This is a genomic window from Kitasatospora sp. GAS1066B, assembly GCF_041262605.1.
Classification (GTDB): Bacteria; Actinomycetota; Actinomycetes; order Streptomycetales; family Streptomycetaceae; genus Kitasatospora.
This window is the reverse complement of record NZ_JBGCCO010000007.1, coordinates 210,633-234,222: the sequence shown is the minus strand read 5'-3', so window position 1 is coordinate 234,222 and position 23,590 is coordinate 210,633. Positions and strand designations below refer to the sequence as shown.

Genomic DNA, 23,590 nt, shown 5'->3' with positions numbered 1-23,590 from the left:
CTCCCAGGCGAGCGCACTCTGCCGGGCTATCAGAAGGGAGCGGGTCCCATGGCCGGTCAACCGGTGCTGGCCCTGCGCGGGGTCTCCAAGCGGTTCGGAGCGGTGCAGGCACTGACCCACATCGAGCTCGAGGTGCGGGCCGGTGAGGTGCTCGCCCTGGTGGGCGACAACGGCGCCGGCAAGTCGACCCTGGTCAAGGCGGTCGCCGGGGTCAACCAGCCGGACGAGGGCGTGATCGAGTGGGAGGGGCGGCCGGTGACGATCCACCGGCCGCAGGACGCCCAGCAGCTGGGCATCGCCACCGTCTACCAGGACCTCGCGCTCTGCGACAACCTGGACGTGGTCGCCAACCTCTTCCTGGGCCGCGAGATCAGGCGCTTCGGCGTGCTGGACGAGGTCGCGATGGAGCAGCGCTCCCGGACCCTGCTGGACACCCTGTCGATCCGGATCCCCAGCGTGCGGATCCCGATCGCCTCGCTCTCCGGCGGTCAGCGCCAGGTGGTGGCGATCGCCCGCTCGCTGATCGGCTCGCCGAAGGTGGTCATCCTCGACGAGCCGACCGCCGCGCTCGGCGTCGAGCAGACCGCGCAGGTGCTGGACCTGGTCGAGCGACTCAGCGGGCAGGGCCTCGGGGTGATCCTGATCAGCCACAACATGGCCGACGTGATGGCCGTGGCGGACCGGATCGCGGTGCTCCGGCTGGGCCGCAACAACGGGATCTTCGACCGGCGCGGGACCTCCCAGGAAGAGATCATCTCAGCCATCACCGGCGCCACGGACAATGCCGTGACCCGCCGTCAGGCCCGTGGTACGGAGGGCGACCAGTGACCGACGATCCCAACACCCCGGGTGACGAGGGGCGGTTCACCGAGGGACGGCACGAGGAGGGGCGGCGCAAGCTGCCGGAGGAGTCCTTCCCGACCGGCGGCGTCAATGCGCCCGTCCCGGTGGCCTCCGAGGCCACCCCGGCGGTGGACCCGCGGCTGATCGTCCGCCAGGAGGGCGTGAAGGGCTACCTCGGCGAGTTCCGCCGCCGGCTGAGCAGCGGTGAGCTGGGCTCGCTGCCGGTGGTCCTGGCGCTGGTAGTGATCTGGGCCGTGTTCGGCAGCCTGAACAGCACCTTCCTGTCCGCGCAGAACCTCTCCAACCTCTCGCAGCAGATCGTCGGCACCGGGATGATCGCGATCGGCGTGGTCTTCGTGCTGCTGCTCGGCGAGATCGACCTGTCGATCGGCTCGGTCAGCGGGCTCTGCGCCGCGATCTACGCGGTGCTGGAGGTCACCCACGGTGTCAACCAGTGGGTCGCGCTGCTGTGCGCGCTGGTCAGCGGGGCGGCTGTCGGCTTCATCCAGGGCACCTTCTTCGCCCGGGTCGGGGTGCCCGCCTTCGTCGTCACGCTGGCCGGAAACCTGGGCTGGAACGGTCTGATGCTGCAGATCCTGGGCACCAGCGGGACGGTGAACCTCAGCGGCACGGACATCGTCTCCCGGCTCTACAGCACGATCTACAGCCAGCAGGCCGCCGCCTACGGGGCGGCCACCGCGGGCGTGCTGCTCTTCCTGGGCGCCTCGCTGCTGGACGCCACCCGGCGCCGGTCGGCCGGCATCCCGTCCCGGCCGGTCGCCGAGATCGCACTGCGCACCGTCGCCCTCGCGGTGGTCGCCTACCTCGCCGCCTACACCCTCAACCAGTACAAGGGCCTGCCGCTGGCGCTGCTGATCTTCCTGATCTTCATCGTGGTGCTGGACTTCGTGCTGCGCCGGACCACCTACGGGCGCCAGGTCTTCGCGCTCGGCGGCAACATCGAGGGGGCCCGGCGGGCCGGTATCAACGTGCCCAGGATCCGGATCACCGTCTTCATGATCTGCTCCACCATGGCGGCGGTCGGCGGCCTCTTCCTGGCCGCGCAGATCCAGTCCGCGAGCCAGACCTCCGGTGGCGGCAACCTGCTGATGAACGCGATCGCGGCCGCGGTCATCGGCGGCACCAGCCTCTTCGGCGGGCGCGGCAAGACCTGGTCGGCGCTGCTCGGCGCGCTGGTGATCGGCTCGATCCAGTCGGGCATGAACATCCAGGGGCTGAGCAACGCGATCCAGTTCATGATCACCGGTCTGGTGCTGCTCGCCGCCGTGGTCATCGACTCGCTGGCCCGGCGCACCCAGAAGGCGGCGGGGCGGGCCTGACCCGACGATCGGCACGATCGGCCCGTGCGGCCCAGGTCCCTCAGACCTGGGCCGCACGGCTGCGGCGGGGCAGCGTGGTGGCGAGGGCGAGGACCGCGAAGGCCAGCAGGGTGAGCGCGGCGAGTCGGGCCCCGGTGCCGCCGCCGCCCAGGTGCAGGGCCAGCGTGACGGCGGCGACCCCGATCGCGGTGCCCAGGCCCCGGGTCATGTTGACCATGCCACCGCCGGTGCCCGCCGAGGTGGTCGGGATCGCCCGCATCACCAGGGTGTTGTTGGCCGGGACGAAGACCCCGAGCGCCAGGCCCAGCAGTGCCAGCGACAGCGGTAGCAGGGCGGCGGTCGGCGGCAGCACCGTCAGCAGGGTCAGCGCGACCACGCAGCCGGCCGCGCCCACCCGGCTGCGCAGCTGGTCGCTCCAGGCACCGGGCAGCAGCCGGTCGGCGGTGGTGGCCGCGAGCGCGAAGCCGAGCGGCAGGGCGGTGAGCACCAGGCCGGTGGTCAGCGCGCCGCCACCGCGCCGGGCCAGCTCCACCGGGACCAGCACCAGCGGGCCGAACAGCACCAGGTAGCCGCAGAGGCCGGCCAGCAGGCCCGGCCCGAGCCGGCCGGTGCGCAGCAGCGCGAGGTCGACCAGCGGATTGGCGCACCGGCGCTGGCGCCGCAGGAAGGCCCAGCCGGCGGCGACGGCCACGGCGGCCGGCAGCAGCGCGGTCCAGGCCGGCGGGCCGAGCCCGGAGGCGACCGAGAGCGCGAGCAGCGCGGCGGTGGTCGAGCCGCCGAGCAGCAGCACGCCGGGCCCGTCGATCCGCGAGCCGGTGGCGCACTGCCGGGTGCGCGGCAGCAGGTAGTGGCCCGCCACCAGGGCGATGATGCCGATCGGGACGTTGACCCCGAAGACCCAGCGCCACCCCAGGGTGCTCACCAGCGCACCGCCCACGGTCGGCCCGAGCGCGAGCCCGATCGCCTGCCCGGCCGCCTGGATCCCGAGCGCGGAGCGCATCCGGCCCGGTGGGGCGCTGGTGGTGACCAGCGCCACGCTGTTGGCCTGCATCATGGCCGCGCCGACCGCCTGGACCACCCGGAAGGCGACCAGTGCGGCCAGCCCGGGGGCCAGTCCGCAGGCGGCGGAGGCGGCGGTGAAGACCGCGAAGCCGTACAGGTACATGAGCTTGCGGCCGCGCACGTCGGATATCCGGCCGACCGGGACCAGGAAGGCCACCAGGGTCAGCAGGTAGCTGAGCGACACCCACTCGACCCCGGCCGGCGTGCTGTGGAACTCGGTGCGCAGCGGCTGGTAGGTGAGCGTGACGATGCTGGCGTCCAGCTGGCCCATGAACGCGCCGAAGCAGACCGTTCCGACGGCGAGCCGCCACGCCCAGCGGTGCTCCCGGACGGCGTCGGGGCGGGCCCGCTCGGTGGTGAGCAGCGTGCGCAGCCGCAGGCCGGGTGCCGGGTGCGGCGGGGCCGGGCGCTCGCGTACGGGCATGGGTGGACCGTTCTGTCGCTGACCGGATCTATCGGCTTCAGATTACATCGCTGGCAGACATATTCGATAGGGGAGATGTTCGCGATGGTGGTGCTCGGCGAAAACGCGTTCGACGGCGGGCCTCGGGTCCACCGCGGCCAGCCGGCCGACCAGGCGCTGGTCGACCGGCTGGTGGTGTCCGGGAGAGAGGCGGTCAGCGTGACTGGGTGAGCGACTTCCAGTTCGTCACCGGCTGGTCCTCGACGACGACCCGGTCCTCGTGGCGGTCGTCGCCCATGATGCTGATCGTCCGGAACTGGTCGTGGTGGAAGACCCAGTAGCTGCTCAGGCCGGTCGGCTGCTGCTCGTCGGGCACCGGCAGGACGGTGGTGACCCGGTCGATGTTCTTGAAGGCCTCCTGCCACTGCGAGATCCGGCGGTCCTCGCGCTGCAGCACGTCGGTGTGCCGGGTGCTGTGGTCGATCGTGATGACCCGGAAGAACTGCTCGCCGTTCAGCGTGTGGAAGACCCAGTACCAGCTCTGGCCGTTCAGGGGGTTGCGGTCCGGGACCGGGATCACGAAGTCGAGCTTGGCCACCCCGTTCAGCGACTGCCAGCGGGTGAGCGGGCCGTCGCCGCGCTCCATGACGTCGGCCTGGTTGCCCTCGGCGAGCGAGACCACCCGGTACTGCTGCTGCCCGTTGACCGAGTGGAAGACCCAGAACCAGCTCTTGCCGTCCTTGCGCTGCATGTCCGGATAGGGCAGGAAGAGGTCGATGTTGGTCACCCCGTTCAGCGACTTCCAGGCGGAGAGCGGCTGGTCGGGCTTCTCCAGGGCGTCGGCGTGCCGGCTGCCGTCGGCGATCGAGATGATCCGGTACTGCTGGGCGGCCCCGAGGGTGCGGAACGCGTAGTACAGGCTCTTGCCGTTGCGGCGCTGCAGGTCGGGGATCGGCAGGAAGGTGTCGACCGGCCGGCCGGGCTCCACCCGCTCCGTGTCCGGCAGCTTGCCCTCGCTGAGCGACCTGAGGGTGGAGAGCGAGGGCACGAAGGCGTACACCGAGCCCTCGGTCTGCACGAAGCGGTGGAAACCCAGCGGCACGGGCTCCTTGCCGTCGGCGCGCTCCCAGGTCAGGGTGCCGTCGAGGCCGACCATGCCGTCCGGACCCGTCCTGCCGTTCCCGTTCGCGTCACCCCGGTTGGGCGGGAAGTCGGGGGCGTCGATCCAGGACTGCTGGATGAACTCGAACTGCGAGATCAGGTCCACCTGGTAGCTGACGAAGAGCAGGCCGCGCTTCTCGTCGGCACCGCCGGGTCCCTCGACAGTGGGATCGAAGGGGTGGCCGTACGGGCTGCCGCGCCGGATGATCCGGCGCCGGTCCATGATCGGATCCTCGTCGAACGGCTCGGCGGTGCGGCTCTCGCGCAGGCCGTCGCGCGGATTGGTCTTGCGCAGGTGCGAGAAGAGCGGGGTGAGCGTGCCGTCGGGGTCGTCGCGGAAGCTGATGTCGTTGTCGTTGGCGGCCACCGTGTTGAACGGCCGGTCGGCCTCGGGGCACTTGGCGACGGGGGTGCCGGAGCGCCAGCGGCCCACCATCCGCGAGGCCAGCCACTCCACCGTGGTGTTCTCGTCCACCGCCTTGGCCTTCTTCAGGACCTGGAGCTGGGCACCCACCTGGGCCCACCAGCCCGGCACGTCCTGGCCGAGCCGGCGCACCACCTGGAACGAGCCGTTGGTCGCCCAGGCGGGCAGCACGATCGGGCCGGGCGGCGTGAAGCCGGCGCGGGTCACCTGCTGGTCCGGGTAACCGGCGATGAACTCGCCGAACTTGATCAGCCGGGTGCCCGGGTGGTCCTTGACCCAGCCGGCCCGCTTCGGGTCCTCCTCGTCGAATCCGTGCACCCCCGGCTCGCTGACGCCGTCCTTGAACCCGAAGTGCTCCTTGCCCCGGCGGCTGCCCTTGAGCGTCGCGCAGTCCTGCTGGAAGAGCACGGTGATCCGGAACTCCGAGGCGCTCTCGCGCTGTTCGGCCACGGCGCTGGCCAGTTCCGCCACCGAGTCGGAGGCGATGGTGAGCACCGCGTGGACGGCCTGCCGTTCCGTGTGGTTGCCGAAGTACCACTTGTCGGGGTTGCTGTCGCCGATGTCGCCGAGCAACTCGTGGCGGACGGCCGGGCCTTGCTTGAACGCGCCGAGCGTGGTGTTCGCGGGCTGATCGGGGTAGGGGTCCTTGCCGGTCAGCGCGGCCAGGCCCTGGTAGCTGAAACTGACGTTCAGCCAGGTGGCCTTGAGGCCCTGCGGATCGCCGCCGGACTGCTTGCGGGCTTCGCTGTAGGCCTTGTTGAAGGCCGCCACCTGGCGGGTGGTGGCGATCCGCGGGGTCAGGCGGCGCAGCCAGGTGCGGGCCTGCGTGCCGTCCTCGAAGCGTAGGAAGAGCAGGACCATCTGGTCCTTCTTGAACCCGGCCAGGATGTCGCCCTGGATCTCCTCGCTCTCGCGCAGGAACAGGTCGGTGGGCTGACGGGCGGTCGGCTGCTGGGGAGTGGGCTGGACGTCGGTCGTCATGCGGTCTCCAGGTCGGCGGGGCCGCTCTGCTGCTGTCGCTGAGCGTGATCATAAGGTTACGATGCGTACGCGAACAGTGCCAGGATGACAGGCCGTCATCCATGCGCTTCGTAACACTCCGTCACTAGCTCTTGGGAGTCCCATGTCCCGATCCACCTCGCCCCGGTTGGCCCGGGCGGCGGCCGTGCTCTCGGCCTGCGCGGTCGTCTCCGCGCTGGCCACCACCACCGTGCTCGCCGCCCCACTGGCCGATCCCGCCGTACCGGCCCAGGGCACGTTCACCGCCGAGCAGGTCAAGGCCGAGGTCCGGCCGGACGAACTGGCCGCGCTCGGGCCTGACGAGGCGCAGTACCGTGCCTGGGTCCGGCTGGAGTACCGGGCCGCGCAGAACGGCAGACGGGCCAACGCGCCCTACCCGCAGTCGGTCCGCACCGCCCGCTACAACCTGCTGCGCGACACCCAGCAGACGCTCAACGGCGCGTTCGACCCGAAGGTGTTCGGCAAGTTCACCGACTACTTCCCCTCGCTGGACTACGGCGACCACATCGCCATGCTGCCGACCGGCAAGGTGCTGATCTTCTCGTTCGAGCCGATCACCACCGACCCGACCACCGAGCCCGCGCCGACCATGACCATCGGCGCGGACAACCGCGGCCGCGCCTACCTCTGGGATCCGAGCGCCGGGACCGGGGCGAGCGCCTTCAAGTCCGTCCCGCCGCCGTCGGTCACGCTGGACGACGGTTCCGGCGCCACCCGCCCCGCGCCGTTCTTCTGCGCCGGGCACTCCTTCCTGCCCAACGGGATGCTCGGTGTCTTCGGCGGCAACTTCGGCGGCACCTTCGGCACCGGGGCCAAGCTCTCGCTGGTCTTCGATCCCTGGAAGGAGCAGTGGACCCGCAACCCCGACATGTCGGTGGGCCGTTGGTACCCGAGCGTGGTGACCGGCGAGGACGGCCGACAGCTGATCATGTCCGGGCAGAGCGAGGTCGGCTGGGGCTGGCCCACTCCGGTGGTGGAGCGCTTCCCGGCCAAGTCGGTGTCCGTGCCGTTGAGTCCCAACCAGGTGCCGGTCTCCGCCGTGGACCGGTTCGGCGCCGACGCGCCGTTCAGCACCGACTACCCGCAGCTCTTCTCGATGAACGACGGCAAGATCTACGGCTTCGGGCGCACCGCCAAGGAGCAGTGGAAGTTCGACCCCAAGGCCGAGACCCGCACCGACCTGCCGGCGCGCCCCGACCCCGCGCAGCGCAACTACGGCTCCGCGGTGGCCCTGCCCGGCGGCTTCCGGGGCCCCGACTCGATGCTGCTGCTCGGCGGCAACCGGGACGACCCGAACACCTACCTCTTCTCCGGCGGCAAGTGGAGCACCGAGAAGCCGCGGGCGTTCGGCCGCACCCAGGACGACACCCTGATCATGCCGGACGGCACGCTCTTCACCGTCAACGGCGCCTACGACATCCGCGACTACGGCAACGGCCCGCTCAACCCCAACGGCGACCTGAAGTACCGTCAGACCGAGGTCCGCGACGCCCAGGGCAACTGGCGGCTCGGCCCGGTGCAGCGGCTGCCGCGCGGCTACCACTCCAACGCGGTGATCCTCCCCGACGGGCGGGTCGCCGTCACCGGCGACGAGCTGCAGCAGATCGCCGACAACCCGGACACGGCGGCTGGCAACCCGGGCACCTTCGAGATCTACGAGCCCTGGTACCTGCAGACCGGCAGCCGCCCGGCACTGGACTCGGCGCCCACCGGCGGGCTGCAGTACAACAGTTCCTTCAAGGTGACCACCTCCACCCCGGACCGGGTCACCCGGGCCGTCCTGCTCTCGCCGATCACCTCCACCCACTCGGTGGACACCAGCCAGCGGCACATCGAGGTGCAGATCACCGGGCGCAGCGGCAACCAGCTCACGCTGCAGACGCCGCTGCTGGCGGCGGCCGCGCCGCCCGGGTACTACATGCTCTTCCTGCTCGACGCGACCGGCGTGCCCAGCGTGGCGAAGTGGGTGAAGCTGGAACCCGCCACCGGCGGCGGCCAGCTCTGAGCCGACCGTGCGGGGCGCCGGGTGGCGCCCCGCACCGCCGGGTGTCAGACGAAGAACGCGTTCATCCCCGGGACGTCCGACAGGTAGGTCTCGATCGCCCGGATCCGGTTCCCGTCGAGGAAGCAGACGGTGGCCAGGTACTCGTCCAGCACCCGGCCGTCCCGCTCGGCGGTGTTGTGCAGCGAGAGCGCCAGGTTGTCTCGGCTGAACAGCACGCGCTGGAAGTCGAAGTGGACGCCGTAGCCCGCGATCAGGCGCAGCCGCTCGATCACCGCGTCGGCCCCGTGCACCTGGCCGGAGATCCGGTTGTCGCCGGGCAGCGTCCAGTGGCAGTCCTCGGTGAGCAGCGAGCGGATCAGCGACCAGTCGGCGCTCCGCAGGCCGATGCGGAAGTTCTCGGCCAGGGTGGTCCTGTCGGACATCAGGTTCCTCCGGATTTGACGGTGTGTGAGGTCGGGCGCCCGTGGCCGTCAGTCTTCCCGCCCCGCGCGGGTACCGGAAATGCCGTGCCGAGCCGCGGATCATGCGTGGCGTGCATAATGCCGGGGTGAGCATCGACGAGCTGCGCTGGTTCCTCGCGGTGGCCGAGACCGAGCACGTCACCGACGCGGCCGCGCTGGTCGGCACCTCGCAGCCGACCCTCTCGCGGGCCATCGTCCGGCTGGAACGGCGGCTCGGCACCCCGCTGTTCGACCGCGACCGGCACCGGCTGCGGCTCAACGACTACGGGCGGGTCTACCGGCGCCACGTACGCCGGGCGCTGGCCGAGCTGGACACCGCGCAGGACCGGATCGCCGCGCTGCTCGACCCCGCTGAGCAGACCCTGCGGCTGGCCTTCGCGCACTCGCTCGGCGGCTGGCTGGTGCCCGAACTGCTCGGCGCCTACCAGCGGGATTCGCCGGGCGCCGCCTTCGCCCTGCACCAGGAGTCCGCGGCGGGCGTGCTGGATCTGCTCCAGGACGGATCGGCCGAACTGGCCGTCACCGGGCCGCGCCCCGAAGGGCCGGGCTGGCAGTGGCTGCCGCTGCGTGAGGAGCGGCTGGCGCTGGCGGTCCCGGCCCGGCATCCGCTGGCGGAGCGGTCGGTGGTGCGGCTGGCCGAGCTGGCGGGGGAGCGGTTCATCATCATGCGCGAGGCGCTCGGCCTGCGGCAGATCACCTGTCAGCTCTTCCACCGGGCCGGGGTGACCGCCTCGGTGGTGCTGGAAGCCGGGGAGGTCGCCACCATCCGCGGCATGGTCGGCGCGGGGCTGGGCCTGGCGGTGCTGCCGGCGGGTGACGGGCTGGTGGGCCACCGCGGCGTCCGGCTGGTCCCGCTCGCCGAGCAGGAGGCCTGCCGGGGCCTGGGCCTGACCTGGCACGCGGACCGGCCGGCCTCGGCGGCGGGGCGGCGCTTCCGGGCCTTCGCGACCCGGTGGGCGCTCACAGCGGCAGCAGACGGGTGATCAACTCGCCCAGCTGGCGGGCGTTTCGGCAGGGGTGCATGGCGACCACGCCCGCGTAGGCGAGGGCCGCCGAGTCGCCGGTGGACCAGGAGGCGGGCGGCTCGGGGTTGAGCCAGTGCACCCGGCGGGACTGCCGGGCCAGTTGGCGCAGGGCCGGCAGGTTGGGGTCGCGGTTGTTGTTGCGCGCGTCGCCCAGGATCAGCACCGAGCTGCGCGGGCCGACCGCCTCCCGGTAGCGCTCCAGGAACTCGCCGAGCGCCGAGCCGTAGTCGCTGTAGGGGTGGTAGCCGAGCACGGTGGCCTCGGCCAGGATCCGCCGGGCCAGCTCGCCCGGGTCGCCGCCGCCCGGCCCGAGCAGCTCGGTCACCTCGTCGATCCGGTTGACGAAGGCGAACACCCGTACCCGGCTGAACTCCTCGCGCAGTGCCTGGACCAGCAGCATGGTGAAGTCCGAGAACCCGGCGACCGAGCTGGAGACGTCGCAGAGCAGCACCAGTTCGGGCCGCTGCGGGCGGCGGCGCCGGTAGGCGGGTCGCAGCGGCACCCCGCCGGTGCCCAAGGAGCGCCGCACCGTGCGGCGCACGTCGATCCGCCCGCGGGCCGCGCGGCGCCGGTGGGCCGCCAGGCGGGTGGCCAGCTTGCGCGAGAGCGGTCGCACGGCCCGGCGCAGCTCGGCCAGTTGCTCGCGACCCGCGAACAGGAAGTCGATCTGCTCGACGCTGGGCGCCACCGCCCGGCGGGCGATCTCGTCGGTGCCGCGCAGTTCGGCGCTGCGCCGGCGGGCCTCGGTGGCGACCAGGGTGCGGAAGGCCTCGATCCGGCGGCGGATCTCGTCCGGCTCGATCCGCTCGGTGAGCTCGCTCGGCCGGGCCCCGCCCCGGCCCTCGCGCAGCGCGGCGAGCACCCGGGCCAGCAGGATCTGCGGGCGCAGCCGGTCCAGCGTCTGGTGCGCCGACCAGCCGCCCGCGCCGGGTGTGCCCGGTGCGTCGGGCGCCTGGCCGAACGCGCCGAGCGCCCCCACGGCCAACGCGGCCAGTTGCGCCATGGCCGCGCTGTCCCCGGCCGCGAGCGCCGCGGCCAACTGCTCGCGCAGCTCCTCGACCGTCAGCTCCTCCCTCCGCTGGGCGACTTCCGGCTCGCCGACCCGGCTGGGGAAGTAGAGGTCGAAGGTGGCGTCGAAGACCGACCGCTGGCCGTGCGCGCGCAGCAGGGCGGCGGCCAGCCCTTCGCGCAGCCGCTCCCGGTCGGCCAGGCCGAGCACGGCGAGCACCTGGGCGGCGTCCACCGTCTCGGCCGGGCCCACCCGCAGGGCGTTCGCCCGCAGCGCCTGGACGAACGAGGTGAGCCGCGCGGCGACGGAGCTCATACCAGGGTCAGCTTCTCGGCGGCCCGGCGCAGGTCCTCCTGGTGCTTGAGGATCACGCCGAGGCTGCGCCGGACCACCGCGTCGTCCAGCGTGTCGGCGCCGAGCGCCAGCAGCGTGCGGGCCCAGTCGATGGTCTCGGCCACCGACGGCGCCTTGCGCAGTTCCATCGCCCGCAGCGCGCCGACCACCGCGACCACCGACTCGGCCAGCACCTGCTCCAGCCCCGGCACCCGGGAGCGGACGATCCGGACCTCCAACTCCGGGTCGGGGAAGTCGAGGTGCAGGAAGAGGCAGCGCCGGCGCAGCGCCTCGGAGAGCTCCCGGCTCGCGTTCGAGGTGAGCAGCACGAAGGGGCGGCGCTCGGCGGTGATGGTGCCCAGCTCCGGGACCGTCACCTGGAAGTCGCTGAGCACCTCCAGGAGCAGGCCCTCCACCTCGACGTCGGCCTTGTCGGTCTCGTCGATCAGCAGCACGGTCGGCTCGCTGCCGCGGATCGCGGTCAGCAGCGGGCGGGGGAGCAGGAACTCCTCGCCGAAGATGTCGGTCCTGGCCTGCTCCCAGCTCTCCTCGCGCCCGGCGGTGATCCGCAGCAACTGCTTGGCGTGGTTCCACTCGTAGAGCGCGCGGGACTCGTCGACACCCTCGTAGCACTGCAACCGCACCAGCCGGGCGCCGGCCACCGCGGCCACCGCCTTGGCCAGTTCGGTCTTGCCGACCCCGGCCGGGCCCTCGACCAGCAGCGGCTTGCCCAGCCGGTCGGCCAGGAAGACCGTGGTCGCCACCGCGGTGGAGGCCAGGTAACCGACCTCGGCCAGCCGGTCCGACACCTCCTCGACCGAGTCGAAGAAGCCCGTCTCCCGCTGCTCGTCCATACGTCAACTCCCGCCCCGCGCCGCCGTGTGCGAAAACCCTACCGGTTGGTAGGCGCCTGCGTCGGCCGCAGTGGCGAGTCCGGCCCGCCCGCCGCGCGTTCCTGTGCGGTGGCGGCCTGGCTGAGCAGCACCACGCCGACCGCGACGGCCGCGGCGCCCGCGAGCTCCACCGCCAGCCAGCCGCCGGTGCGGATCCGCTCGCCGAACAGCGTCACGCCGAGTGCGACGCTGGCGCAGGCGTCGCCGAGGGTCAGCGCGGGCTGGGAGAAGACCAGCATCCCGGACTGCAGCGCGTTCTCCAGCAGGAACAGGGCCAGTATCCCGGCCAGCGCGAAGCCGTAGGTCTGCCACACCGTCAGGAAGGCGGTCAGCCCGCCGCGCTGCCAGGCCAGTGCCGAGGCCTTGAGCATCGCCGCGGTCAGTGCGTAGCAGAGCGCCGCGGCCAGGGCCAGGCTGGCCGCCCGGACCGCGCCGGCGCCGCGCCGCGCCCCCACCCCGACCAGCAGCGCCACCAGGCCCAGGCAGCTGACCGTGGCCAGCAGCCAGCGGCCGAACCCGGCCGGTGCGCCGTCACCGCTGGGTGCCGCCGCCCAGAGCGCCACGCTCAGGCCCGCGGTGACCCAGACGGCGGCCGGCCAGGTCCGGGGCGGCAGCGGACGGCGCAGGATGACGCCGGCCAGCAGCAGCGCGATCAGCAGCTCCAGGACGAAGATCGGCTGGACGATCGAGAGCGGGCCGTTGGCCAGCGCCAGCGCCTGGCAGCAGGCGGCGGCAGCCACCGCGACCATGCCGGCCAGCCAGACCCGCTGCCGCAGCAGCGCCGGAAACAGCCCCCGGCCCAGCCCGCGCAGCGGCACCCGCCCGGCGGCCTTGCGCTGCAGCACCGTGGCGAGCGCGTTGAACACCGTGGTGAGCAGCGCGAAGAGCACGGCCAGCGGGGTGTTCATGGGCCTCCAGACGCCGGGTGGTCGCGGGTCGGCGAAGGCGCCCGGGGCGCGCCGCCGATCACACTTCTCACCTTGCCACGAGTGATCGCTTCGGACGGGGCGATTTCGAGTCCGGTCACAGCTCGGCAAAGAAAACGGAATGGTCATTCCTGAACGGCTAGGGTGAGCCCGTATCGGAATGGCCGTTCCGTTTCACCGCACGATTTCCCGGAGGCTCCGATGGCGTCCCCAGCGCCGCGCACCCACCACCAAGTCACCTTCGCCGTCCTCGCCGCCGGCGTCGCCGCGTACGCCCTGCTGCAGTCCCTGGTGACGCCGGTGCTGCCGACGATCCAGGCCAACCTGCACACCAACCAGTCCACCGTGACCTGGGTGCTGACCGCCTACCTGCTGTCCGCCTCGATCTTCACCCCGATCATGGGCCGGATCGGCGACATGATCGGCAAGGAGCGGGTCTTCGTCGGCACGCTGATCGCGCTCGCCCTCGGCTCGCTGCTGGCGGCGCTGGCCGGCAACGTGCAGCTGATGATCGTCGCCCGGGCGGTGCAGGGGATCGGCGGCGGCGTGCTGCCGCTCGCCTTCGGCATCGTGCGTGACGAGTACCCCCGGGAGAAGGTCTCCGGCGCGGTCGGCACCATCGCCTCGCTCAGCGCGGTCGGCGCGGGCCTGGGCATCGTGCTGGCCGGGCCGATCGTCGACGCGCTGGACTGGCACTGGCTCTTCTGGCTGCCGATGATCCTCACCATCGTCGCGGCCGTCGCGGCCTTCTTCCTGGTGCCGCCGTCGCCGGTGCGCACCCCGGGGCGGATCAGCTGGCTGCCCGCGCTGCTGCTCTCGGCCTGGCTGGTCGCGCTGCTGGTGGCGCTCAGCGAGGCGCCCGAGTGGGGCTGGGGCTCGGGCAAGGTGATCGGGCTGCTGGTCGCGGCGCTGGTGCTGGCCGTGGTCTGGGTGTGGAGCGAGCGACGGGCGGCCGCGCCGCTGATCGACATGGACATGATGCGGCTGCCCGCGGTGTGGACCAACAACCTGGTCGCGCTGCTGATCGGCGTCGGCATGTACGCCGTCTTCGCCTTCCTGCCGGAGTTCGTGCAGACCCCGACGGTGGCCGGCTACGGCTTCGGGGCCGACATCACCCGCTCCGGGCTGATGCTGCTGCCCGCCACCGTCACGATGTTCCTGGTCGGCACCGCCGCCGGCGGCCTGGCCCGCCGGATCGGCGCCAAGACCGTGGTGCTGCTCGGCTGCCTGGTCGGCATGCTGGCGATGGTGATCTTCGCCTACGCGCACCAGCACGCCTGGCAGGTGTACGTCGGCACCGGCGTGATGGGCGTCGGCTTCGGCCTCGCCTTCGCGGCCATGTCCAGCCTGATCGTGTCGGCCGTCCCGGCCGAGCAGACCGGTGTCGCCAGCGGTATGAACGCCAACATCCGCACCATCGGCGGTTCGGTCGGCGCGGCGCTGATGGCCAGCGTGGTCACCTCGCACCCCGGCCCGGGCGGGCTGCCGCGCGAGGCCGGGTACACCAACGGCTTCGCCATGCTGGGCGGCGCGCTGCTGGTGGCCGCCGCGGCGGCGCTGCTGATCCCGGTGACGGGGCGCTCCCGCACCGTGGGCGGCGGCGCCGAGCTGCCTGCCGACGAGCCCGCCCACCCCCAGGCCGGGCTGGTGGCCGGCGGCACCCTGGTCGGCGACAAGCCGGAGTAGCACCGGTCGTGCCGGCTTCGCTCCCGGCCGACCTAGACTTCATGACCTGCGGGGACTTCATGACCTGCGGGGATGTCGGGCGCGCCAGGAGGAGGGACCACCGTGCGGGAGAGCGGGACGCGGACCGTGCGGCGGGATGCCGTGCGCAACCACCGGCTGGTGATCGACGCCGCCCGGGCGGTGATGTCCGAGTACGGCTCCGGCGCCAGCATGGAGCTGATCGCCTCGCGGGCCGGGGTCGGCGTCGGCACCCTCTACCGGCACTTCCCGAACAAGGAGAACCTGCTCGACGAGCTGGTCCGGCTGATCCTGGACGAGCTGATCGAGGCGGCCCGGTGCGAGCTGGAGCGTACCGACGGCAGTGGCCTGGAGCGTTTCCTGGCGATCCTCGGCCAGTCCTTCGCCGACCACCGCGGCTACGCCGACAAGGTCTTCGGCCGCCCGCAGCCCGAGCAGACCGAACAGCTGCGGGTGCTGCTCGGCGAGCTGCTGGCGCGGGCCCAGCGGCACGGCCGGATCCGGCCCGACGTGGCACTCGCCGACATCCAGACGACCGCCTGGGCGCTGCGCGGCATCGTGGACGCCGGCGACGCGGTGGCGCCCGGTGCCTGGCGCCGGCACCTGGAGCTGCACCTGGACGGGCTGCGCACGGCGGCGCAGGCGCGCTGAGCGGCGGGCTCAGCTCCCCGTGCTGATGTCCTCGCCCCAGCCGAACCGGCTGTTCAGCGCGCGCCCGAAGAGCGCGCCGCCGTAGACGGTGAAGCCCACCCCGATCAGCCAGGACTGGACCACCAGCACCGTGCCGACCGTGCCGTAGGAGACGGCGTTGGAGACCAGCAGCGGCGCGAAGACCAGCCGGGAGAAGAAGCGCAGCCCCGCCAGCGCGGCCATGGTGGACAGCGCGCCCGGCAGTAGCGTGCGCCACGGGACCCGGCCGCCCAGCAGCAGGCGCTGCAGCCACCAGAAGAGCAGCGCGCCGCCGAGCACCGTGGCGGCGATCCGCAGGCTGGGCTGCGCGTCGCTGCGGCTCCACGGGGCCCCGCTCCAGGCGGCGATCATGATGTAGGCGATCAGACCGGCAAGGCCGACCGCCTGCCGCCAGACCGTGTGCCAGCGGCCGCGCGGCAGCTGCCAGATCCGCTCGTAGGCGGTCTGCATCGAGGCCATCAGCGACAGGCCGAAGACGGCGAGCGCGGCCAGACCGAACCCGGTGGTGGTGCTGAGCACCTCGTGCTGGGAGGCGAAGAGCGCGCTGACCGCCTCGGTGCCGCGGGTGGTCAGGCCCAGGCCGTCGGTGATCCAGCCGGTGATCCCGTCGCCCCGGGTGGGCGAGGCGGCGGCGATCACCACCAGCAGCGGCACCAGGGTGACGAAGTAGAGCGCCGCGAACGCCATCGAGCGTTGCAGCAGCTCGACCTCGCGCCCCCGGTGCCACAGCTCGGTGGCGCATGCCCGCAGACCGTGCCAGAAGCTCACCAGCAGGTGGCCGTCGAGCAGCCCGGCGACCCGTCCGCGTGCGGCGTCGCGGGCGCCGTTCATCGATGGCACCCGCGGCCCGCCGACCGCGGGGGCGTGCTCGACTGCCTGCCCATCTCGACCACCTTCCTGGTGACCGCATCCCCGGTACCGGTCGGGTCATGCGCCAGGAACGGTGATTTCGCCCGCACGGCCGCCGGGTCGCTCAGGTTGCTCGGCCAAGTCGGCGGCCAGCAGCTCGGCCACCTCGGCCGGGGCCACCTCGCGGGTGACCAGCTCCACCAGCAGACGCTCGTAGCCGCGCAGCAGGTCGCCCAGCCGTGACCGGGGCAGCCGATGGGTGTCGGCCAGGGCCTCGATGACGATGCGCTCGGCGGTGCCGTAGATGTTGACGGAGAGGGTGATCCGGTCGTTGTCGGTGGCCTGGTCGGCGGGCCAGTCGAGCCGGGTGCCGGCGGTGGCGGCCAGGACGGCCCGCTGGTCCGGCAACGCGTGGACCGGCTGTTTCCTGGTCCACGCCCACATGTCGTTGAAGCGGCAGCCCAGCTCGAGCGGTGCGGCGCTGCGCCGCTGCAGGTCGTGGATCAGCGTGCGGGCCGCCCGGGGGTCGTGCAGGCAGTGCCGGGCGGTGTCGGCGAGGGCGGTGGCGGCGGTCGCGGTGAGCTCGGCGAAGCTCGCCACGCCGGTGTCCAGGGTGGCCCAGCCGGTCTGGCTCAGGCTGGTGATGGCGTACTGCGCGGCCGGGTCGGTGCGGCCCGCCGCAACCAGGGCGAAGGTGTGGCGCTCGGTGCCGGTGAGCGCGCGGGCGAGGGCGGCGGTGGCGGCGAGCAGCACGGCCGAGGTGCTGGTGCGGTGGCGGCGGGCGAGCACCCGCAGGGCCAGCGGGACGGCGGCCGACTCCAGGCGGCCGCAGAGGTAGCGCGGGTGGCCAGGCGGCGTCACCGGCGGCACCGGCGCGGGGAAGGCTCCGGGGGCGGCGGCCGCCAGTTGCTCGCGCAGCCGGTGCAGCGCCGCCGCGTTGCGCAGCATCCCCGCCGGCGACTGCTCGTAGGCGGCCTGGTCGGCCGGCTGCCACCGGGTCCACGGCGGCGGAGTGGCCGCGCCCGCCGCCGTGGCGTCGAGCAGTCCGGCGAGTTCGGCCATCAGCAGGTCGACGGCCCGCGCGTCGGCGGCGACGTGCGAGACCCCGAGGACGACCAGCGCCGGCGCGCCGGCCCGCGTCAGCAGGGTGAGCATCACGGGCGGTTCGCACGCGTGGTCGATCCGCCGGGTGACGACGGCCTGCTGCGCCCGCTCGACGGCGGCCTCGAAGGGCTCGCCGTCCGCGGCCGTCCAGTCGATCACGGTGAGCGGCACCCGGCCCTCGGACAGCACCTCCTGCACCACCGCGGCGCCCGGAGCCCGGTGGTACCGGCTGCGCAGCGACTCGTGACGTTCCAGCAGCACGCGCAGCCCGTCGACCACCGCGTCCGTGCCGAGGCCGGCCGGCACCGGGACCCGCCGGGACAGCACGAAGAAGGCCTTCACCTCCGGCAGGAAGCGGCCCATGTCGTCCCAGGTGGTGCGCTGGCCCCAGGCGAGCGGCGCGGTGCGGGCTCGGCCGCCGCCGAGGGAGATCTGACGGATCGTCACTTCGCCCATGTGGCAACCTCCTCGGCCCGAGTGGCCGGCGGCGCCGCAGCGGGAAGCAGCAGCCGGCGCACCGAGGTCAGGGTGTAGGCCAGGCCGACGCCCCAGCCCAGCACGACCGCCCACATCACGCCGTCGATCCCGAGCGGTCCGTGCAGCAGGTAGGCGGCCGGGACCTGGGTCAGCAGGAAGGCGAGCACGGTGCAGATCAGCGGCACGGCGGTGCGCCGGGCGCCGTTGAGGTAGCCGTGCACCACGACCATGACGGTGTAGCAGGCGAAGAACGGGTAGGTGATCAGGATGTAACGGGCCGTCAGCTCCCGGGCGCGCGGGTCCTCGGTGAACAGGCCCGCGATCGGGGCGCGGGCCAGCAGCACGACCGCCGAGACGACCGTGGTGAGGGCCAGGGTGAGCAGCACGGTCTGCCGAAGTCCGGTGCGGTTGCGGTCGGTTCGGCCGGCCCCCAGGTTCTGCGCGACGAACGCGCACAGACCGCCGGACAGGTCGAGGAAGAGCAGCGAGGTGAACAGCTCGAGCCTGGCCACCACGGTGAAGGCGGCCAGGCAGACCGCGCCGAACCGCGCGATGATCCAGACCAGCACCATGATGCCGAGCGCCAGCCCGATGTGCTGGATCGCCAGCGGGGCGCCGAGCCGCAGCGCGTCGGTGAGCTCGCGCCGGACGGCGGGGGCGGCGTCGCGTGGCCCCAGCGGGTGGGCGCGGCGGATGTGCAGCGCGCCCACCGCGAGGGCCAGCGTCGCGGCGCTGACCGTGGCCAGCGCCGCGCCCGCCACCCCCAGGTGCAGCCCGGCGACGAAGTACCAGGCCAGCGCGGCGTTCACCACGCTGCCCAGGCCCTGGATCCACATCGCGGCCCGGGCGGCGCCGAGACCGCGCAGGAAGGCGCTGACCGCCGCGCTGCCGAAGATCGCGGGAAAGCCGAATGCCAGCGTGTCCAGGAACGCCCGGCCCTGCCCGACCAGTTGACCGTGGATGCCGATCAGGTCGAAGGCGTAGCGGGCCAGCAGCACGGTGAGCAGCAGGCCGCCGATGCTCCACCCGACGCTGAACAGGGTCAGCGACCGGGCCACCGCGCGCACCCCGCCGCCGTCGCGGGCGCCCTTGAGGTGGGCCAGCCGGATGGTGAAGGCCGTGCCGATGCCGATGAACATGGCGTTCATCAGGTAGTACAGCGGCTGCCCGGCACCGACGGCGGCGAGGCCGTCGATGCCGACGTAGCGTCCGACGATGATGCTGTCGACCAGCAGGTAGCCCTGTTGCAGCAGGTCGGCCACGGTCAGCGGCAGGGCGAAGCCGACGATCCGGGAGAGCACGGGGCCCTGGGTCAGGTCCGCCACCGGGTGTCCCGGGCTAGGCACCGGCGTCGGCGAGCAGGTCGCCCGACGACTCGATGTGGTAGGCGATCTCGGCGATGGTCCGGTCGGCGAGCAGGTCGGCCACGTCGAACCGGACGTCCAGGCAGGCCGAGATGGTGCCGGCGACCGAGGCGGCCATGATCGAGTCCCCGCCCAGGTCGAAGAAGTCGTCCTCCAGGTCCAGCGCCGGGTAGCCGAAGGCCTGGGCCAGGCAGCGGGCGACCGTGCGCTCCACCGGCGAGTAGGCGCCGTCCGGGCGCCCGGTGAGCTCGACGGTGACCGCGTCGACGGTGCGCTTGATCCGCTCGGCGGCCTGGCGCAGCCGGCCCTCGGCGGCGGCGACGGCGGTCCGCACCTTGGCCTCGACCTCGGGTGCCAGCGCGACGTCGTACGAACCGAGCAGGTGGACCAGCTCGCCGCCGTAGTTGGTCTCGCCGGCGAAGACGCGGCTGCGGCCGGACCGCAACGCGGCGTCCATGATCGACAGGGCGGTCGTGGTGCGCAGGCCCTTGAACATGGTGTCGCCGCTGGTCCCGTAGTCCACTGCCATGCCGATCTCCTTCCAGGCGACCCAGTCGAGGGCGAGCACGTGGCAGTGCTCGTCGGCGTTGGCGCCGGCCAGCGCGTCCAGGTAGTAGTTGGCGGCCGCGTAGTCGCCCTGTCCGGGGGCCGGGAAGACGGCGGCGACCGAGGAGAAGTGCACGATGAAGTCGGGCCGGTTGCCCCGGGTGGCCTGGTCGAGGACGAACGCGCCGTGCAGCTTCGGGCGCACCACCGCCTCGAAGTCGGCCGGTTCGCGGAACAGCAGGCTGCTCTCGCCGGGCAGGCCGGCGGCGTGCACGATGCCGTCGATCCGCCCGTACCGCGCCAGCAGTTCGGCCATCGTGGCGGCCAGCGCGGTGGGGTCGCCGGTGTCGGTGCGGCGCACCTCCACGGTGGCGCCCAGCGCCAGCAGCTCCTCGACCGCCCTGACCCGTGCCGCCATCGGATGCCGGTCCGGGCCCGCGGCGAGCACGGCGGGCCACTCCTCGCGCGGCGGCAGGCCGGAGCGGCTGAGCAGCACCAGGGTGAGGTCGGTGCGCGACTCGGCGAAGAAGCGGGCGACCGCGAGGCCGAGCGCGCCGGTGCCGCCGGTGACCAGGTAGACGCCGCCCGGCTTGAGGTAGCCGGGCGGCGCGGTCCCGGTGGGCTCGTCGGCGTCGGTTCGCTCAACGCCGGTCCGCCCGGCGTCGGTTCGTGCGAGTTCGGGCAGCTCGGCGAAGACCTCGCGCAGCCGCCGGTCGCCGCGCAGCGCGAACACCCCGAGCTGAGGCGAGACGAGTTGGCCGCCCAGCGCCGCGGCGGGCACGGCGTCGTCGATGTCGACCACCATGGTCCCGAGGTACGGGTACTCGCGGGTGACCACCTTGGCCAGGCCCACCGCCGCCGAGTTCTCGACGGCGCAGGCCTCGCCCTGCTCGGTGGGCAGGGCCTGGCGGCTCAGCACCACCAGGGTGGCCTTCACGCCGTGCGTCATCAGGGACTTGGCCAGCTGGAAGAGGCTGTACAGGTTCGCCCGCACCCGGCGGTCGAGCTCGGCCACGTCCTCGGCCGGGCCGCGCTCGAAGCAGAGCGCGTGCACCACATGGGTGTACTCGTGGTCCAGGACCAGTTGGGCGACCCGGTCGAGGGACTCGGCGTCCAGCGTGAAGCGGTCGGGGTCCGCGGCGCTCGGCGCCTGGGCCGCCTGATCGGCCAGCCGCAGCACGCGCAGCTCGTGGGCGCCGGCCGCCGCGGTGAGCGCGGTGTGCGCCGCGCCGTCGGGGCCGACCAGCGCGAGCATCCGCACCGGCGTCGTCGGGGCGGCGGGCTCGGGCGCCGGACGGAACTCGACGGCGTGGGTGACCGGGTGCCGCTCGACCGGCGCGACCGAGAGCTTGGCCCGCCAATCCGGCGGGAAGTCGACCCAGCAGCTGGTGTCGTCGTACTCGTAGCCGGGCAGGTCGACGATCCGCGGGGTGCGGGAGTCCGCCCCGGGCGGCGGGTCCAGCGGGCCGCCGGCCAGCCAGGAGGTGGCCGCGGTGACGAGTTCGGCATCGGCCCGGGCGCCGCGGTCGGTCAGGGTCCCCTCGGCGCTCTCCGCCAGCCCCGCGCGCAGCTGCGCGACGCCGTCGGCGATCACCGCGAGCCGGTGGCGGTGCCCGGCGCGCGACACCCGGACGGTGTGGCAGGCGTCGGCGAACTCGACCCCGGCCAGGCCGCCTTGGTCGATGAACGCGAGGTACCTCAGCACCAGCCGGGCGAGCGAAGCCGGGGTGGCCGCGCTGAGCGTGAAGAGCTGCGGGCCGGGCGCGGCGGGCGGCACGGCCGGCGCGAGGTACTCCTCCAGGACCACATGGGCGTTGGTGCCGCCGAGGCCGAACGCGCTGACGCCGCTGCGCCGGGGGCCGGCCGCCGCCCAGGGCCGGGCGGAGGTCGGCACGTAGAGCGGGCCGGCCGCGAAGTCGATCTTCGGGTTGGCCACCTTGAAGTTGGCCAGCGGCGGGATGGTGCGGTACTTCACCGTGAGGGCGGCCTTGATCAGCCCCACCACCCCCGAACTCTCGAAGAGGTGGCCGATGTTGGCCTTCACCGCGCCCACCGCGCAGAACTGCGGGTCGGCGGTGTGCCGGGCGAACGCGCGTCGCAGGCCCTCGTACTCGACCGGATCCCCGACGCTGGTCGCCGTCCCGTGCGCCTCGATGTAGCCGATGCTGCGCGGGTCGACGCCCGCGTCGCGCCAGGCGGCGAGCAGCAGTTCCGCCTGCGAGTCGGAGTCGGGGTTGGTGATCCCCTCGGTGCGGCCGTCGTGGTTCACCGCGCTGCCCTTGATCACGGCATGGATCCGGTCCCCGTCGGCCTCGGCCTCGGCCAGCCGTTTGAGCACCACCGCACCCGCGCCTTCGCCGAAGCCGGTGCCGTCGGCGGACTCGTCGAAGGTGCGGGTGATGCCGTCGGCCGCCTCGATGCCGATCCTGGTGTGCGGGTGCTTGACCGGCGCGAAGACGATCCGGGCGCCGCCGACCACGGCCAGGTCGCAATCTCCCACCAGGAGCGCGTTCTTGGCCTGGTGGACGGCGACCAGCGAGGCGGAGCAGGCGGTGTCGACCACCAGGCTGGGGCCGCGCAGGTCCAGCACGTGCGAGAGCCGATTGGCCATCATGGTGGGGATGTTGCCGGTGAGCGCGAGCTGGGCGAGCGCCGGGTCGATCCGGCAGACGTAATCCAGGTACGTGGAGCCCGGGTTGGTGGCGAACCCGACGAAGACGCCGGTCCGGCTGCCGCGCGCCCGCTCGCCGGTGTGCCCGGCGTCCTCCAGCGCGCGGTACATGGTGCGCAGTGCGAGCCGCTGGTGCGGGTCGGTGGTGGCGGCCTGCTTGGGGTTCATCCCGAAGACGGCGTAGTCGAAGCCGTCGACCTCGTCGAGGTAGCAGCCGTCGTAGTAGTCGACCTCGGGGTCGGTGACCGGCTCGACGGTCGTCGCCCGCGCAAAGCGGACGTACTCCGCCAGTCGGCGGCCCCGGTCGGCGGGGAACGGCCGGGTCAGGCTGCTGCCGGAGCTGATGATCCGCCAGTACGCCGCGAGGTCGCGGGCGCCCGGGAGGTCGATGCCGATGCCGATCACGGCGATGTCCGTGCTTGCGTGCGCTGCGCTCATGGGAGTCAGCGGATTCCTTCCGTGAGGGGCAGCAGGGTCCGCCCGTTGACTTCGTCGAAGCGGGAGACCCCCGCCGCGCGCAGGCCGCGCACCGTGCGGATCCACTCCACCGGCGTGGAGACCTGACGGCTCAGCAGGTCGACCGCGTCGGCCGGGTCGAAGAGCTCGCCGGTGACGCTGGAGTGCACCGGCAGCTGCCCGGCCGTGAACGCGCACCCGCGCAGCAGCTCGGCGAGCGCGGCCTCGACCGGCTCCATCAGCGGTGTGTGGAACGGCCCGCTGACGTTGACCCGGACCACCCGGGCGCCGGGCAGCGTCGCCATCGCCTTGGTGGCGACCAGCAGTTCCGCGCTGTCGCCCGCGATGGTGGTCTGCAGGTCGGCGTTCCGGTTGGCGATGTACACCTTGGAGAGCTGGGTCTCCCGCAGCGCCCGTTCCACCAGTACGCCCGGCACGCCGACCACCGCGGCCATCCCGCCGCCGGTCACCTGCGCCATCAACTCGGCGCGCCGCCGCACCAGCACCAGCGCGTCCAGCAGGTCCAGGCAGCCGGCGAGCACCAGCGCGTTGTACTCGCCCAGGCTGTGCCCGGCGAGGCGGTCGTAGGCACCGGGACGCTCCGCCAGCAGCTTGCGGCCGAGCAGCGCGTTGACGAAGAAGACGGCCGGCTGGGCGTAGCGGGTGTCGCGCAGCCGGCGCTGCTCGTCACGCAGGCACAACTCCTCGACGGAGTATCCGAGTACGGCGTTCGCGGCCGCGGTGAGCTCGCCGAACTCCTCGAACAGCCCGGCGCCCATCCCGCGGCGCTGGACGCCTTGCCCGGGGAAGAGTAGGCAGTGCAT

The 23,590-nt window shown here is 73.0% G+C and carries 18 protein-coding genes; 7 read left to right on the top strand and 11 right to left on the bottom strand.

The features are described from left to right. The first annotated feature begins 48 nt into the window (after positions 1–48). Together ABH937_RS10410 and ABH937_RS10405 are read left to right on the top strand one after the other, a co-directional pair. The gene (locus ABH937_RS10410) at positions 49–828 is read left to right on the top strand and encodes an ATP-binding cassette domain-containing protein (protein WP_280693219.1); all 780 of its coding nucleotides are present in this window, start codon (positions 49–51) and stop codon (positions 826–828) included. Between the two features lie 71 nt (positions 829–899). Further along, positions 900–2,183: a sugar ABC transporter permease gene (locus tag ABH937_RS10405; protein WP_370146661.1), complete on the top strand. Its 1,284-nt coding sequence runs from the start codon at positions 900–902 to the stop codon at positions 2,181–2,183. 40 nt (positions 2,184–2,223) lie between these two features. On the opposite strand, the gene ABH937_RS10400 is transcribed toward ABH937_RS10405, so the two are convergent. Then, entirely contained in the window at positions 2,224–3,669 is a 1,446-nt protein-coding gene (locus ABH937_RS10400) for an MFS transporter (RefSeq protein ID WP_280693220.1), read from the bottom strand. A gap of 75 nt (positions 3,670–3,744) precedes the next feature. Between ABH937_RS10400 and ABH937_RS10395 the strand changes: the two genes are divergently transcribed. Continuing rightward, a complete protein-coding gene (locus ABH937_RS10395; RefSeq protein WP_280693221.1) occupies positions 3,745–3,879 on the top strand; it encodes a hypothetical protein in 135 nt (44 codons plus the stop codon). On the opposite strand, the gene ABH937_RS10390 is transcribed toward ABH937_RS10395, so the two are convergent. Beyond that, complete coding sequence (locus ABH937_RS10390; protein ID WP_280693222.1) at positions 3,863–6,214, bottom strand: Dyp-type peroxidase; 2,352 nt, start codon at positions 6,212–6,214, stop codon at positions 3,863–3,865. The genes ABH937_RS10395 and ABH937_RS10390 overlap by 17 nt on opposite strands. Positions 6,215–6,356: 142 nt before the next feature. Here ABH937_RS10390 and ABH937_RS10385 point away from each other — a divergent pair, with 142 nt between their 5' ends. Then, positions 6,357–8,258 carry a galactose oxidase early set domain-containing protein gene (locus ABH937_RS10385; protein WP_280693223.1) on the top strand — a complete coding sequence of 634 codons (1,902 nt, stop codon included), beginning with the start codon at positions 6,357–6,359 and terminating at the stop codon, positions 8,256–8,258. Between the two features lie 44 nt (positions 8,259–8,302). Here the strand turns inward: ABH937_RS10385 and ABH937_RS10380 are convergent, their stop codons facing one another. Further along, positions 8,303–8,680, bottom strand: coding sequence for a nuclear transport factor 2 family protein (locus tag ABH937_RS10380; RefSeq protein ID WP_280693224.1), 378 nt, complete (start codon positions 8,678–8,680; stop codon positions 8,303–8,305). Positions 8,681–8,805: 125 nt separating this feature from the next. Here ABH937_RS10380 and ABH937_RS10375 point away from each other — a divergent pair, with 125 nt between their 5' ends. Continuing rightward, the gene (locus tag ABH937_RS10375; RefSeq protein WP_280693225.1) at positions 8,806–9,702 is read left to right on the top strand and encodes a LysR family transcriptional regulator; all 897 of its coding nucleotides are present in this window, start codon (positions 8,806–8,808) and stop codon (positions 9,700–9,702) included. Here the strand turns inward: ABH937_RS10375 and ABH937_RS10370 are convergent. From ABH937_RS10370 to ABH937_RS10360, 3 genes are read right to left on the bottom strand one after another with little or no spacing between them, the layout of a single operon-like run. Next, on the bottom strand, positions 9,680–11,068 hold the full coding sequence (locus ABH937_RS10370) for a VWA domain-containing protein (RefSeq protein WP_280693226.1): 1,389 nt from the start codon (positions 11,066–11,068) through the stop codon (positions 9,680–9,682). The genes ABH937_RS10375 and ABH937_RS10370 overlap by 23 nt on opposite strands. After that, positions 11,065–11,940, bottom strand: coding sequence for an AAA family ATPase (locus ABH937_RS10365; protein WP_370217992.1), 876 nt, complete (start codon positions 11,938–11,940; stop codon positions 11,065–11,067). Before ABH937_RS10365 ends, ABH937_RS10370 begins: the two co-directional genes overlap by 4 nt. A 38-nt stretch (positions 11,941–11,978) precedes the next feature. Next, the gene (locus ABH937_RS10360; protein WP_370217991.1) at positions 11,979–12,887 is read right to left on the bottom strand and encodes a DMT family transporter; all 909 of its coding nucleotides are present in this window, start codon (positions 12,885–12,887) and stop codon (positions 11,979–11,981) included. A 219-nt stretch (positions 12,888–13,106) separates the two neighbouring features. On the opposite strand from ABH937_RS10360, the gene ABH937_RS10355 reads away from it, so the two are divergent. Continuing rightward, positions 13,107–14,591 (top strand): MFS transporter, encoded by a 1,485-nt coding sequence (locus ABH937_RS10355; RefSeq protein ID WP_370217989.1) that lies wholly within the window; start codon positions 13,107–13,109, stop codon positions 14,589–14,591. 102 nt (positions 14,592–14,693) lie between these two features. Continuing rightward, positions 14,694–15,260, top strand: a complete 567-nt coding sequence (locus ABH937_RS10350; RefSeq protein ID WP_370217988.1) for a TetR/AcrR family transcriptional regulator — start codon at positions 14,694–14,696, stop codon at positions 15,258–15,260. A 9-nt stretch (positions 15,261–15,269) separates the two neighbouring features. On the opposite strand, the gene ABH937_RS10345 is transcribed toward ABH937_RS10350, so the two are convergent. From ABH937_RS10345 to ABH937_RS10325, 5 genes are all read right to left on the bottom strand, one after another. Next, positions 15,270–16,130 carry a YhjD/YihY/BrkB family envelope integrity protein gene (locus tag ABH937_RS10345; protein ID WP_370217987.1) on the bottom strand — a complete coding sequence of 287 codons (861 nt, stop codon included), beginning with the start codon at positions 16,128–16,130 and terminating at the stop codon, positions 15,270–15,272. Positions 16,131–16,226: 96 nt separating this feature from the next. Then, positions 16,227–17,708, bottom strand: a complete 1,482-nt coding sequence (locus tag ABH937_RS10340; protein WP_370217986.1) for a condensation domain-containing protein — start codon at positions 17,706–17,708, stop codon at positions 16,227–16,229. After that, positions 17,696–19,054, bottom strand: a complete 1,359-nt coding sequence (locus ABH937_RS10335; RefSeq protein WP_370217985.1) for an MATE family efflux transporter — start codon at positions 19,052–19,054, stop codon at positions 17,696–17,698. Before ABH937_RS10335 ends, ABH937_RS10340 begins: the two co-directional genes overlap by 13 nt. Positions 19,055–19,067: 13 nt before the next feature. Next, positions 19,068–22,748: an SDR family NAD(P)-dependent oxidoreductase gene (locus ABH937_RS10330; RefSeq protein ID WP_370217984.1), complete on the bottom strand. Its 3,681-nt coding sequence runs from the start codon at positions 22,746–22,748 to the stop codon at positions 19,068–19,070. Positions 22,749–22,753: 5 nt separating this feature from the next. Continuing rightward, positions 22,754–23,590, bottom strand: coding sequence for an ACP S-malonyltransferase (locus ABH937_RS10325; protein ID WP_280693236.1), 837 nt, complete (start codon positions 23,588–23,590; stop codon positions 22,754–22,756).

Bases quoted from the DNA above. Each gene is read 5' to 3' on its own strand.
- ABH937_RS10410 (WP_280693219.1), top strand. From the start codon at position 49: ATGGCCGGTCAACCGGTGCTGGCCCTGCGCGGGGTCTCCAAGCGGTTC.
- ABH937_RS10400 (WP_280693220.1), bottom strand. From the start codon at position 3,669: ATGCCCGTACGCGAGCGCCCGGCCCCGCCGCACCCGGCACCCGGCCTG.
- ABH937_RS10395 (WP_280693221.1), top strand. From the start codon at position 3,745: ATGTTCGCGATGGTGGTGCTCGGCGAAAACGCGTTCGACGGCGGGCCT.
- ABH937_RS10390 (WP_280693222.1), bottom strand. From the start codon at position 6,214: ATGACGACCGACGTCCAGCCCACTCCCCAGCAGCCGACCGCCCGTCAG.
- ABH937_RS10385 (WP_280693223.1), top strand. From the start codon at position 6,357: ATGTCCCGATCCACCTCGCCCCGGTTGGCCCGGGCGGCGGCCGTGCTC.
- ABH937_RS10380 (WP_280693224.1), bottom strand. From the start codon at position 8,680: ATGTCCGACAGGACCACCCTGGCCGAGAACTTCCGCATCGGCCTGCGG.
- ABH937_RS10370 (WP_280693226.1), bottom strand. From the start codon at position 11,068: ATGAGCTCCGTCGCCGCGCGGCTCACCTCGTTCGTCCAGGCGCTGCGG.
- ABH937_RS10365 (WP_370217992.1), bottom strand. From the start codon at position 11,940: ATGGACGAGCAGCGGGAGACGGGCTTCTTCGACTCGGTCGAGGAGGTG.
- ABH937_RS10360 (WP_370217991.1), bottom strand. From the start codon at position 12,887: ATGAACACCCCGCTGGCCGTGCTCTTCGCGCTGCTCACCACGGTGTTC.
- ABH937_RS10355 (WP_370217989.1), top strand. From the start codon at position 13,107: ATGGCGTCCCCAGCGCCGCGCACCCACCACCAAGTCACCTTCGCCGTC.
- ABH937_RS10345 (WP_370217987.1), bottom strand. From the start codon at position 16,130: ATGAACGGCGCCCGCGACGCCGCACGCGGACGGGTCGCCGGGCTGCTC.
- ABH937_RS10340 (WP_370217986.1), bottom strand. From the start codon at position 17,708: ATGGGCGAAGTGACGATCCGTCAGATCTCCCTCGGCGGCGGCCGAGCC.
- ABH937_RS10330 (WP_370217984.1), bottom strand. From the start codon at position 22,748: ATGAGCGCAGCGCACGCAAGCACGGACATCGCCGTGATCGGCATCGGC.
- ABH937_RS10325 (WP_280693236.1), bottom strand. From the start codon at position 23,590: ATGCACTGCCTACTCTTCCCCGGGCAAGGCGTCCAGCGCCGCGGGATG.